The following is a 12,408-nucleotide window of genomic DNA, read 5'->3' as shown; positions in this document are numbered from 1 at the left end:
AAAACCTGATAACATGCATCTTACTATCCACATACCCTGTTGGTAGACGGTGGATAAGTCTGGTCTTGTACACATGTTATCCCGGCCGTGGATAACTCTCAATTCTTATCCACTTATCAACAGCCCTAACGATGGGGATTAAAAAGATTTATTTAAAAAAATGAATTTCAAAAGTTATTAAGCTTGTGGATAAGCGGGCTGGTTTTCGAATTTCCGAAATGCCCGTGCTCCGGCCGGACCAGCGGTGCGCCCGGTGAAAAGGGGCGGAGCGCAGGCTTTCCTGAATGTGGGGCAGCCCTGCGGCCCGAAGCCGCGTATATAGGGCGTCGCCCCTTGCCGAGTACCAGCCCGGCCGCCGCCTATGCCCTTCGACTACGACCTCGATTTCACTGCTGTGGACTTTCGCCGCCACCCCGAGTTGTACCGGGTGGGCAAGGGCGAGCAGGGGGTGCTGCTGGTGCAGCCCTATAAAGGCGAGATTCTGCCCCACTGGCGCTTCCGGACGCCCGAGGTGGCCCGGGAGTCAGCCGATACCATTTACGGGCTGTTTGAGGCCTACCTGAAGGCTCACGACTTTGTGGGCGCCGACATGGCCCGCAAATTTCTGCAGATGGGCTACACCCGTGCCCGGCGCTACGCCAACCACCGCGGCGGCAAAAAATACGACGGCCCCGTGCCCGACGACAAGAAGGGCCAGAGTGGGGCCCACGGCCGCGCCGAGCTGCCCCGCGCCCCCGAAGACCCCGTGAAAGCCGAATCGGCTGCCATTTTCAAAATTAAGTGGGACGAAGCCCGCGCTAATCCCGACTACCAGGAGCAGCGCGCCGAATTCCAGGAACGTTACGGTAAGTGAGCCTCGTTTGAGTTGTTCGCTGACAACGGCCAGCCTTTAGCGTTTGGCGTTTTACGGTAAAACCGTTGCTCGAACGAGGGCAAATGGCTTGAAACAGTGGTTCACCCGTACCTTTGAGTACTTGCCAGAAACTGAGCCGGCGTAAACGCAGGCCCGGGAAGCAAGCAAGTAAAACGAACCCTATCAGCCAACGGCTGGTAGCTATACGCTTAAAAAAACTTCACCCCTTTTCCCTAGATACCATGCAAACCCCCGCCCAACCATCCAGCACCGACGAACATGAAATCCGCCTCGGCATCGGCATGGGCCCGCTCAAGTTTGGCGCTTCCCAGGACGAGGTTCGCTCGCTGATGGGCGAGCCCGAGGAGATTGAAGAGTCGGAAGATGACGACGAGTTTGAGCACCAGGCCTGGAATTACCTCGACGAAGGCTACTCACTCTACTTCGACCGTGAGGATGACTACCGCCTGAGCTGCATCGAAACCGACCACCCCGGCATCCGCCTCTACGGCGAGGCCATTCACGGCCGTAGCCCTGAGCAGATTCAGGAGCTGATGAAGGGCCAGGGCCACGAGCACAGCGAGATAGAGAAAATGGACACCGGTGAGATGCGCATCTCCTACGAAAAGGAAATGATTGACATGTATTTCGAAGATGAGGAGCTACAGTTCGTCAACTTCGGCGTCTTCATCGATGAGGATTTAGAGGTGCAATGGCCTTCCTAAATCGTAGTTATCCACAAAAATTAGGTTTTTAGCTGTTGATAAGTTGATAACTTCTTCATTTTCCGTCTTTTCACAGCTTTAGCAATTGGTTTTGGGACATTCGCCCCATTCTGACACTAGGCTGAAAAACAGCTATTCAACAAAAAAGCCGCCCCGGAATCCGGAGCGGCTTTTTATCTTATTCCAGGATACTGCTAAGCAGATTAGCTCGGCATAATGGCGCGGAAGAGCAGAAACAGCAGGCCCGAAAGCGTCATGGTTACGGGTAGCGTGAGCACCCAGGCCAGCGCAATGTTTCGCACCATTACGGGGTTCACGTTCTTCACGCCCCGGCTGGCCACCATGCTACCCGCAATCGACGAGGTAAGCACGTGGGTGGTAGAAGCCGGCAGGCCCAGCGCCGAGCTGATGCCGATCATGGAGGCGGCTACCAGTTCCGAGGAGGCGCCTTGGGCGTAGCTCAGGTGCTCCTTGCCGATACGCTCGCCAATGGTTTTTACGATGCGCTGCCAGCCCACCATCGTGCCAATGCCCAACGACAACGACACGATGATGAATACCCAGGTCGGGGCGTAATCGGTAAACGACTTAAGGCCCTTTAGTCCGTCTTCCAGTGTCTGTCGGTCGCGGGTGCTCAGGCGTACTTTTTCGCTTTCCTGGATGAGCTTGGCGCGATTGGAAAGCAGCAGAATGGCCTTGCGGATTTCGAAACGGTCGGACTGCGGAATCTGCTCGACCTTGGTCTTGCCTTCGAAAATACGGTCTAGCGCATTGGTCTGCACCCGAATTTCGCCCACCGTTTTCTGGTCATCCTGGCTTAGCTCAGGTACGTTTACGCGGCTCATTACTTGCTCTACCCGCACCAGCGAGTCGCGCATATCGAGCGGGTTTTTGGTGTGGTCGAGGGCGAAATAGGTGGGTACGATGCCAATGAGGATAAGCATAATTAGGCCCACGCCCTTCTGGCCATCGTTCGAGCCGTGGAAGTAGCTCACCAGCGTACAGGTAACTACCAGAATCAGCCGGATCCAGAGCGGTGGCGGCTTGTGCTTGTGTGGCTCCTTGAAGATGGACTTGTCTTTGATAACCCGCCGTAGCAGGAACATGAGCAGAATGGTGAGTGTGAAACCGAACGCCGGGCCAACGAGTAGCGCCAAGCCAGTGTCGCCGGCTTTACCCCAGTTCACACCCGAATTGTTTACGCCGGGCAGAAAGCTGTAGGCAATACCCACGCCCAGAATCGAGCCGATAAGTGCGTGCGACGACGACGAGGGCAGGCCATAGTACCAAGTGCCGATGTTCCAGATAATGGCCCCGATGATGAGCGCACCCACCATGGCAATGCCGTGGTACACGTTGCCATCTACAAGGCTTTCAACGGGCAGCAGGTACACAATGGTCATGGCTACGGCCACGCCGCCGGTTAGCACGCCGATGAAGTTCCAGAACGCCGACCAGATAACGGCCACCCAGGGGCGCAGGGCATTCGTGTAGATGACTGTGGCCACGGCGTTGGCCGTGTCGTGGAAGCCATTCACGAATTCGAAGGCGCAAGCTGCTATCAGGCATGCAGCCAGCAGCAGCAGCACATGAGGCTCTAAGCCGAACATAGAGGAGGAGTTGGGTGAGAAATCGAAAAAAACAAATCCAAAGGTACTTTGAGCCTTAGGCAGGGCAAGATTATGAAATTGTTACTGGCGCGGCCCATTGGCTGGCCGGAATGCTAAACGTAAGATTGCCAACCATGGCCGAAACCTGCCTTCTGACCATTGACAGAGCCGTTTTGCGCCCGGTTGCGGTTGCGGGCGAGGCTTTGGTTACTTTTGCCTGTCGTTACGCGCTTTGCCCGAAACGACTCTCCTCTCAACCCCGCATTTGCCATGAGCAACGCCCCCAAACCCGCTGCCGCGGCCACTACCGAAGGCACGCTGGCCAACATCGTGTCGCACGCCAAGGAGTACGGCTTCGTATTTCAGTCGTCGGAAATTTATGACGGCCTGGCCGCCGTGTACGACTACGGCCCCAACGGGGTGGAGCTCAAAAACAACCTCAAGCAGCTCTGGTGGAAAGCCATGACCCAGCTGCACCAGAACGTGGTGGGCCTCGATGCGGCCATTTTCATGCACCCGCTCACCTGGAAAGCCTCGGGCCACGTCGATGGCTTCTCGGACCCGATGATTGACAACCTCGACAGCAAGAAGCGCTACCGCGCCGATGTGCTGCTCGAAGACAAAGCGGCCGAGCACGAGAAGAACGGCGAAATAGCCCGCGCCGAAACCCTGCTGGCCGAAATGGGTCGCCTGCTGACGGCCGAGGACCTGGCCGGCGTCAAGCAGCTCATCATCGATGAGCAGATTCTGTGCCCCGTCAGCAAAACCGGCAACTGGACCGAGGTGCGCCAGTTCAACCTCATGTTCTCGACCCAGGTGGGCGCGGTGGCCGAAGATTCGAGCCAGATTTACCTACGCCCCGAAACGGCCCAGGGCATCTTCGTCAACTTCCTGAACGTGCAGAAATCGGCCCGCCAGAAAGTGCCGTTCGGCATTGCCCAGATCGGTAAGGCCTTCCGCAACGAGATTGTGGCCCGGCAGTTCATCTTCCGGATGCGGGAGTTCGAGCAGATGGAGCTGCAATTTTTCGTGCGCCCCGGTACCGAGGGCGAGTGGTACGAGCACTGGAAAACCATGCGCCGCCGCTGGCACGAGGTAATGGGCCTGCCGGCCGATAAACTTCGCTTCCACGACCACGAAAAGCTCGCCCACTACGCCAAAGCTGCCGTTGACATTGAGTACGAATTCCCCTTCGGCTTCAAGGAGATTGAGGGCATCCATTCCCGCGGCGACTTCGACCTGACCCAGCACCAGGCGCTGTCGAAAAAGAAGCAGCAGTACTTCGACGCCGACATCGACCCCGAAACCGGCAAAGCTTACGGTAACTACGTGCCCTTCGTGGTAGAAACCTCGGCCGGCGCCGACCGCTTGTTCCTGGCCACGCTCTGCCAGGCCTACCAGGAAGAAACCATTACCGAGGGCGAAGGCGAGCAACAGCAAACCAAAACCCGCACCCTCTTGCGCCTGCACCCCGCAGTGGCCCCCATTAAGGCCGCCATTTTCCCGCTCGTGAAAAAGGACGGCATGCCCGAAAAAGCCACCGAAATCTTCAACAGCCTGCGCCACGATTTCCGCGTGATTATGGAGGAGCGCGATGCCATCGGCAAGCGCTACACCCGCCAAGACCTCATCGGCACGCCCTTCTGCATCGTGGTGGATGGCCAGACGCTGGAAGACGACACCGTGACGGTACGTCACCGCGACTCGCGCGAGCAGACCCGCATGCCCATCTCGGAGTTGCGCGGCTACATTGGCGAGGCCGTGAGCTTCTCGCGCATATTCGAGCAGTTATAAGCAACAAGCTGATGTAAGCAAAAGGCTCCGTTCCGATACCGGAACGGAGCCTTTTTGTATCTTGGCAGACCGTATCTTTATTCATCATGCACTACATCCACGACAGAATTACACTAGACTCGCACCTGTGCGGCGGTAAGCCGACCATCCGGGGGCTACGCCTGACGGTGCAGACGGTGCTAGAGTTTCTGGCCGCCGGTGACTCTCCGGAGGATGTGCTGGAGAGCTATCCGTTTCTGGAAATAGCTGATATTCAGGCCTGCCTGCGGTTCGCGTCCGAGAATTTGGCACGGCAGAGTTTTATCAACTTTGCCGCCTAATTCTAAGCAGTTCGGAGCGAGATGGGCAAATACTTAATCGACGCCAATTTGCCACATCGCTTTGCTATTTGGCACACGCCGGATTACGAACCAGTGCCCGACCCGGCGTGGAGCGATGAGCAGGTGTGGCAGCATGCCGCATTGAATAAGCTCACCGTCATCACCAAAGACGTGGATTATGAGGTTCTGATCACCGCGTAGGCTCCGCCGCACGTTATCCGGCTGTGCATTGGGAATATGCGCCGCCGCGAATTGTGGCAGTTCCTAGAGCGGGTGTGGCCGGCCGTACTACAGGCCAGCGAGAAGCCTGGGGTGAGGCTGACACGCGTTTTTGCCACTCATATTGAAACCGCCTGATGGGCCAAAAAGTCGCTGGCCGGTCATCCTGAATTCAGGATGACCGGCCAGCGACTTTTTGGCCCATCAGGGGTTGCTTAGTTCTCGCTCAGCCACTGGGTGGCGTCGTGGCGGCAGGTGAAGTAGTTGAACTCGACTTGGGCCGGCGGCAGGGAGGAGGAAGCCAGCGAATTGCCAATTTGGTACTGGTACTGGCCTTCTGAAACGAGGGCGGCAATAAACAGGGATTGGTCGGGCTGACGGGCCACTGCTTCGCCGAGCGGGGCCAGCAGTTCCTCCAGGTCGTCGGTGGGGGGGGCGTTGCGCTTTAGGTCAAGTAGTAGCCTGCCAATGTTCTGGGCCAGCATTTCTTCCAGCGCCAGTTGGTAGGCCTGGCCAAATGAAACCGACAGTCCGGTAGCCGTGTAGCTCAGCAGCAAGGTGGCGGAATCAGAATCGAAAGTGAGTGATGTATCAGGTGAATGGTACAATACCATGTTGATTTGAAAATAACAAGACAATATTCAAATAGTGCAATTGAAGGTAATTGCAACCGTCTGAAAAAGGTGTGTTTACGGAAATGGTTGCGCAAAATGTTTCATATATTTCAAATAAAAAATGTTTCGTATGAAATAATTATCAACCAAAGCGGCTGTCCGTCCGACACTTACTGACTAGCTCACGCCTGCTACCTGAACCTGGTTGCGTACCTTTGCTGCATTTTAACGGTCTATGTGGCGGAATCTTGCCCTGTTTGTAATTAAGAATCGTCGGCTGCTAGTGGGGCTGCTGGTGGCTATTACGGTGTTTATGGCCTGGCAGGCGCGGAAAGTCGAAATGACTTACGACTTCGCCCAGGTAGTAGCGCCCGACGACCCGGACATGGTGTACTTCCAGCAGTTCAAGCGCCAGTTCGGCGAGGACGGCAACGTGCTCGTGCTGGGTATGCAGGACAGCTCGGTGTACCAGCTTGGCAAGTTCAACCAGCTCCGGCTGCTCACCGATACGCTGAGCAAAGTAGAGGGCGTGAATGGCGTACTGAGCGTGACGCGGCTGCCGCGGCTCGAAAAAGACACCGTTAACCGCACATTCCGGGCTGTGCCCATTTTCAACGGACCGCCCGGCTCGCAGGTCAAGCTCGACTCGCTGATGCGGGTGGTGAACGAGCAGCAGTTTTATAAGGGCCAGCTGATTTCGCCCACCACCGGCGCCACGCTACTGGCTCTTACCATCGACCCCAAATACCTCAATTCGAGCCGGCGCGAGGCCGTAATGGCCGAAATTCTGGCCCACGCCCACCGCTTCGAAAAGGACACTGAAATCCGGCTGCACTACGCTGGCCTGCCCTACGTTCGGGCCACCATGACCACCAAAGTGGCCTCGGAAATGAAGCTGTTTGTGGCCCTGACCATCGTAATGATGGCCCTGACGCTGTTCATGTTCTTCCGGACGTGGTCGGCGGTGGTGTTTCCGCTGCTGATTGTGCTGATTGTGGTGACTTGGTGCATCGGCAGCATGGTGCTGATGGGCTACAAAATCAACCTGCTCACAGGCCTGATTCCGAGCATTATCATCGTTATCGGCATCCCCAACTGCACCTACCTGCTCAGCCGCTACCACTACGACTACCGCAAATCGGGCAACCAGGTGCTGGCCATGACGCGGGTGGTGCGCAAAATCGGCCTCGTTACTTTGATGAATAACACCACCACGGCCATTGGCTTCGTGGTGTTCTGCTTCACCAACATTGCCATTCTGTTCCAGTTTGGGCTGGTGGCCACCATCAATATCTACGTCGCCTTTCTGGTGTCGTTTATTCTGATGCCTATCATCTTCACCATTCTGCCGCCGCCCACGGCCCGGCAGCTGCAACACCTCGACGCCAAGCCGCTCATCAAGCTGCTGGAGTTTTTCGATTACTTGGTGCTGGAGCGCCGCCGCACGGTGTACCTGACGGCCTTGGCGCTGGCCGTGCTGGCCGCCGTGGGGGTGAGCAAGGTGAAATCGGTGTCGTATATGGTGGACGATTTGCCCAAAGATTCGTCGGTGAATTCCGACCTCAAGTTTTTTGAGCAGCACTTTAATGGGGTTATGCCGCTGGAAATTGTGGTGGACACCGGTAAGCCGAAAGGCCTGCTGAAACTCAAGAACCTGGAGCGCATTGACCGGCTCGAAAACTACCTGCGTACTCTGCCCGTGCTCACGAGTCCGGTAAGCGTGGTAACGGCTCTGAAGGCCTCGAATCAGGCCTTTTATAACGGCAGCCCCGAGTTCTACCGCCTGCCCGACAACTCCGAGAAGAACTACATCTTCAGCTACCTGGCCCGCTCGCAAAGCCAGCCCGGCGCCGAGGGTAACCTCACTGGCAAGTTGCTCCGCTCGTTTACCGATAGCACCATGCGCGAGGCCCGCATCTCGCTTAAGATTGCCGACATCGGCTCGCAGAACCTCGACACGCTGCTCACCAACAAGATTCGGCCCCAGATTGACAAGATTTTCAAGGACACCGACCTCACCGCCCGTCTCACCGGCACCACCATAATCTTCACCAAGGGCAACGAGTTCCTGATTGGAACGCTCAAAAACAGCCTGCTGCACGCCTTTATCTTAGTGGGTCTGGTCGTGCTGATTCTGTTCCGATCCTTCCGGACGGTGTTTTTCGCGCTGCTGCCCAACTTTTTTACCCTGCTGCTCACGGGTGGCATTATGGGCTACTTCGGCATCCCGCTCAAACCCAGCACGGCCCTCATTTTCAGTATTGCGCTGGGTATTGATGGTGACAACTCCATCCACCTGCTGGCCAAGTTTCGGCAGGAAATGGCCATCAACGGCCGCCGGGTGCGGGCCGCCATCAGCACTACCCTCAGCGAGGCCGGCACCAGCATGATTTACACCAGTATCGTGCTGTTTCTAGGCTTTTCGGTGTTTGCCTTCTCCGAGTTCGGGGGAACCAAGGCCTTGGGCCTGCTCATGTCGGCCAGCCTGCTCATCACCAACTTCTCCAACCTGATTCTGCTGCCCTGCCTGCTCGTTACCTTCGAGCACGGGACCAAAGAAGAGGAAATCGACCAATCCAGCATCCGCCACTACGACAACAACTACCACGCCGAGGACGACGATTTGGAGCTGGATTTGGACCGGATGAAGCCGAAAACGAGCTGATAGCTCTTAGCTTTTCTCCAACAACTACACGAACATCAAAAAGCTACCAGCTACCAGCTGTCAGCTAATAGCTCAACATAAAATGTCCTACCCCGAATACAAGCAGCCGCTCAATTACGGCCAGGTTGGCACCGATATCCTGGCGTGGTGGAAGCAGAACAGCATCTTTGAAAAGAGCGTGAGCAGCCGCGAAGGCCAGCCGACGTTCGTGTTTTACGAGGGTCCGCCCTCGGCCAACGGCGCGCCCGGCATCCACCACGTGATGGCCCGGACGGTGAAGGACATCTTCTGCCGCTACCAGACGCTGCTCGGTAAGCAGGTGCCTCGCAAGGGCGGCTGGGATACCCACGGCCTGCCCATCGAGCTGCAGGTGGAAAAGGAGCTGGGTATCACGAAGGAGGACATCGGCAAGAAAATCAGCATTGAGGAGTACAACCAGCGCTGCCGCGAAACCGTCATGCGCTTTAAGGCCCAGTGGGACGACCTGACTGAGAAGATGGGCTACTGGGTGGACCTCGACGACCCCTACATCACCTTCGAGCCCGAGTACATCGAGAGCTGCTGGGCGCTGCTCAAGAAGCTCTACGACAAGGGTTTTCTCTACAAAGGCTACACCATCCAGCCCTACTCCCCAGCGGCAGGAACCGGCCTCTCCTCGCACGAGCTCAACCAGCCCGGCACCTACCGCGACGTGATGGACACGACCGTAGTGGCTCAGTTCAAAGTGGTGCAGGATGCGGCTTCGGAGAAGCTGTTCGCGGCTGACGCCGCCGCTCCGCTCCACATTCTTGCCTGGACGACGACACCCTGGACGCTGCCGGCCAATACTGGTCTGGCTGTGGGGAAGAACATTCCGTATGTGCTCGTACGCACTTTCAATGTTTACACTGGCGCGCCCATTCGGGTGGTGCTGGCGGAGGCGTTGGTAGGCAAACACTTCTCGGAGAAAGGCAAAGAGGCCTCGTTTGAGGACTTCAAGCCCGGCAACAAAGTATTGCCCTGGCGCATCGAAAATACCTTCAAAGGCGGTGACCTCGTCGGTATTAAGTACGAGCGCCTCTTCGGCCACGCCACCGGCTTTCCAGCCTTTGAAAACGAGGAAAACGCCTTCCGCGTAATTCCCGGCGACTTCGTGACCACCGAGGACGGTACTGGCATCGTGCACATTTCGCCCACATTTGGCGCGGATGACTTCCGGGTAGCCCAGCAGAATGGCATTCCGGCGTTGCTGCTGGCTGATGCCGAGGGCAAGCTCGGTCCGATTGTGGACCGGACGGGCCGCTACGTGGCCCAGATGGGCGAATTTGGCGGCCGTTGGGTGAAGAACTACGACGACCACGACCAGACCGGCGCCGACTACAAAACCCTCGACGAAAGCATTGCCATCCGCATGAAAGGCGACGGCACGGCCTTCAGAGTGGAGAAGTACGAGCACACCTACCCGCACTGCTGGCGCACCGATAAGCCCGTGCTCTACTACCCGCTCGACTCCTGGTTCATCAAGACTACGGCGGTGAAAGACCGGCTCATCGAACTCAATAAAACCATCAACTGGCAGCCCGCCAGCACCGGCACCGGCCGCTTCGGCAACTGGCTCGAAAACCTGGTCGACTGGAACCTGAGCCGCTCGCGCTATTGGGGCACCCCGCTGCCCATCTGGCGCACCCAGGACGGCACCGAGGAAATCTGCATTGGCTCCATCGAGCAGATGAAGCAGGAGATTGACAAGGCCGTGGCGGCCGACATCATGACCCACAACCCCTACGCCAACGGCGAAAACGTGGACCTGCACCGGCCTTACGTGGACGATATTTTCCTGGTGAGCCCCAGCGGCCAGCCCATGTATCGTGAGCCCGACCTCATCGACGTGTGGTTTGACAGCGGGGCTATGCCCTACGCCCAGTGGCACTATCCGCTCGAAAACAGCGAGAAATTCCAGAAGAATTTCCCCGCCGATTTCATTGCCGAAGGCGTGGACCAGACCCGCGGCTGGTTCTTCACGCTGCACGCGCTGGCCGTGATGCTGGAAGACTCTGTTGCCTATAAGAACGTGATGGCCAACGGCCTCGTGCTCGATAAGAATGGCAACAAGATGAGCAAGCGCCTCGGCAACGCCGTCGACCCGTTTGCCACCATCAGCCAGTACGGACCCGACGCCACGCGCTGGTATATGATTGCCAACGCCCAGCCCTGGGACAACCTCAAATTCGACGTAGCCGGCATCACGGAGGTGCAGCGCCGCTTCTTTGGTACGCTCTTCAATACCTACTCGTTCTACGCCCTCTACGCCAACCTCGATGGCTTCCAGGCCCGCGAATTCGACCGAATTCCGCTTCAGGACCTGGGTGAGCTGGACCGCTGGGTGTTGAGCAAGCTCCAGTCGCTCATCCTCGAAGTACGCGGTCATTACGACGCCTACGACCCCACCAAAGCCGCCCGGGCCATCCAGGACTTCGTGACCGACCAGCTTTCCAACTGGCACGTGCGCCTCTCGCGCCGCCGATTCTGGAAGGGCGAACTGACGGATGACAAGCGCGCCGCCTACGAAACGCTGCAACAATGCTTGGTAGTGGTGGCACAATTGATGTCGCCCATCGCGCCCTTTTTTGCGGATTGGCTTTATAAGAACATGACCGACGGAATGCGTGTCGAAGCCGTCGCCAAAAACACGCCTCTGGCTCCCGAATCGGTTCATTTAACGTTGTTGGTTGCCGCCGAAACCAACCTCATCGACAAGGCCCTGGAGGAGCGGATGGAGCTGGCCCAGCGGATTTCCTCGCTCACCCACTCGCTGCGCAAAAAGTCGGTGCTGAAGGTGCGCCAGCCGTTGCAGCGCATTCTGGTGCCGGTGCTGAATGACCGCACCCGCGAACAGGTGGGCAAGGTCGAGGACCTGATTTGCGCCGAGGTGAACGTGAAGCACGTGGAGTTCCTCGATGACACCAGCGGCGTGCTGGTAAAGTCGGTGAAGCCCAACTTCAAGCGTCTGGGCCAGCAATATGGCCCCAAGCTGAAGGTAGTGGGCGCCCGTATCCAACAGATGACGGCCGGAGAAATCAGCCAGCTGGAGAAGGAGGGAAGCCTGAGCGTGGAAATCGAAGGTGAAACCTACACCCTGGCCCCCGACGACGTGGAAATCCGCACCGACGACCTGCCCGGCTGGCTTGTAGCCACCGACGGCCCCCTCACGGTGGCCCTCGATGTAACCCTGACCGACGAGCTGCGCCAGGAAGGCGTAGCCCGCGAGTTGGTGAACCGCCTCCAGAACTTGCGCAAAGACAGCGGCCTAGAAGTGCAGGACAAAATCCGCGTGACGCTGGGCCAGCAGCCCGAGCTGGAAGCCGCCGTGCAAAGCTTCGGCGACTACATCAAAGCTGAAATCCAGGCCCTGAGTCTAGCCTTCGCCCCCGAAATCAGCGGCGACACGGTGCTCGAATTCGACGAGTTCTCAGTGCCCGTACAGCTTCAGGTGGCAACTGCCTGAAACTGAAGCGCCAACCGCCGGCTCCAAACCGGTGGTTGGCACACCGGCGCACAAAGCGCTGGGCCGGCCCCGAAATACGGCTCAAAAGGGCACAAACCGACCGCCAGAACATATACTGCCCGGC

9 protein-coding genes are annotated in these 12,408 nt (G+C 57.6%); 7 read left to right on the top strand and 2 right to left on the bottom strand.

All coding sequences use genetic code 11. From position 1 onward, the window contains the following. The first annotated feature begins 361 nt into the window (after window positions 1-361). Together HW556_RS01935 and HW556_RS01930 are read left to right on the top strand one after the other, a co-directional pair. Complete coding sequence (locus tag HW556_RS01935) at window positions 362-853, top strand: DUF4385 domain-containing protein (protein ID WP_176897470.1); 492 nt, start codon at window positions 362-364, stop codon at window positions 851-853. A gap of 242 nt (window positions 854-1,095) precedes the next feature. After that, window positions 1,096-1,578: a hypothetical protein gene (locus tag HW556_RS01930; protein ID WP_176897469.1), complete on the top strand. Its 483-nt coding sequence runs from the start codon at window positions 1,096-1,098 to the stop codon at window positions 1,576-1,578. 203 nt (window positions 1,579-1,781) lie between these two features. Here the strand turns inward: HW556_RS01930 and HW556_RS01925 are convergent, their stop codons facing one another. After that, window positions 1,782-3,188, bottom strand: coding sequence for an inorganic phosphate transporter (locus HW556_RS01925; protein ID WP_176897467.1), 1,407 nt, complete (start codon window positions 3,186-3,188; stop codon window positions 1,782-1,784). Between the two features lie 270 nt (window positions 3,189-3,458). Here HW556_RS01925 and HW556_RS01920 point away from each other — a divergent pair, with 270 nt between their 5' ends. The 3 genes from HW556_RS01920 (at window position 3,459) to HW556_RS01910 (ending at window position 5,503) form a co-directional block, all read left to right on the top strand. Further along, window positions 3,459-4,982: a glycine--tRNA ligase gene (locus tag HW556_RS01920; protein ID WP_176897466.1), complete on the top strand. Its 1,524-nt coding sequence runs from the start codon at window positions 3,459-3,461 to the stop codon at window positions 4,980-4,982. Window positions 4,983-5,068: 86 nt separating this feature from the next. Continuing rightward, window positions 5,069-5,302, top strand: a complete 234-nt coding sequence (locus tag HW556_RS01915; protein ID WP_176897464.1) for a DUF433 domain-containing protein — start codon at window positions 5,069-5,071, stop codon at window positions 5,300-5,302. A gap of 21 nt (window positions 5,303-5,323) precedes the next feature. After that, window positions 5,324-5,503 (top strand): DUF5615 family PIN-like protein, encoded by a 180-nt coding sequence (locus HW556_RS01910; protein WP_176897462.1) that lies wholly within the window; start codon window positions 5,324-5,326, stop codon window positions 5,501-5,503. A 233-nt stretch (window positions 5,504-5,736) separates the two neighbouring features. Here HW556_RS01910 and HW556_RS01905 read toward each other — a convergent pair whose 3' ends face one another. After that, window positions 5,737-6,135: a hypothetical protein gene (locus tag HW556_RS01905; protein WP_176897461.1), complete on the bottom strand. Its 399-nt coding sequence runs from the start codon at window positions 6,133-6,135 to the stop codon at window positions 5,737-5,739. Window positions 6,136-6,370: 235 nt separating this feature from the next. On the opposite strand from HW556_RS01905, the gene HW556_RS01900 reads away from it, so the two are divergent. Then, entirely contained in the window at window positions 6,371-8,800 is a 2,430-nt protein-coding gene (locus HW556_RS01900) for an efflux RND transporter permease subunit (protein WP_176897459.1), read from the top strand. Window positions 8,801-8,882: 82 nt separating this feature from the next. After that, the gene (gene ileS / locus HW556_RS01895) at window positions 8,883-12,284 is read left to right on the top strand and encodes an isoleucine--tRNA ligase (RefSeq protein WP_176897457.1); all 3,402 of its coding nucleotides are present in this window, start codon (window positions 8,883-8,885) and stop codon (window positions 12,282-12,284) included. The last annotated feature ends 124 nt before the right edge of the window (window positions 12,285-12,408 follow it).

Origin of the sequence: Hymenobacter terrestris (genome assembly GCF_013377905.1) — a bacterium.
Lineage (GTDB): Bacteria > Bacteroidota > Bacteroidia > Cytophagales > Hymenobacteraceae > Hymenobacter > Hymenobacter terrestris.
This window is presented reverse-complemented; position numbering and strand designations above follow the sequence as displayed.

Coding starts and splice junctions, on each gene's coding strand:
- HW556_RS01935 (WP_176897470.1), top strand. CDS start 362: ATGCCCTTCGACTACGACCTCGATTTCACTGCTGTGGACTTTCGCCGC.
- HW556_RS01930 (WP_176897469.1), top strand. CDS start 1,096: ATGCAAACCCCCGCCCAACCATCCAGCACCGACGAACATGAAATCCGC.
- HW556_RS01925 (WP_176897467.1), bottom strand. CDS start 3,188: ATGTTCGGCTTAGAGCCTCATGTGCTGCTGCTGCTGGCTGCATGCCTG.
- HW556_RS01920 (WP_176897466.1), top strand. CDS start 3,459: ATGAGCAACGCCCCCAAACCCGCTGCCGCGGCCACTACCGAAGGCACG.
- HW556_RS01915 (WP_176897464.1), top strand. CDS start 5,069: ATGCACTACATCCACGACAGAATTACACTAGACTCGCACCTGTGCGGC.
- HW556_RS01910 (WP_176897462.1), top strand. CDS start 5,324: ATGGGCAAATACTTAATCGACGCCAATTTGCCACATCGCTTTGCTATT.
- HW556_RS01905 (WP_176897461.1), bottom strand. CDS start 6,135: ATGGTATTGTACCATTCACCTGATACATCACTCACTTTCGATTCTGAT.
- HW556_RS01900 (WP_176897459.1), top strand. CDS start 6,371: ATGTGGCGGAATCTTGCCCTGTTTGTAATTAAGAATCGTCGGCTGCTA.
- ileS (WP_176897457.1), top strand. CDS start 8,883: ATGTCCTACCCCGAATACAAGCAGCCGCTCAATTACGGCCAGGTTGGC.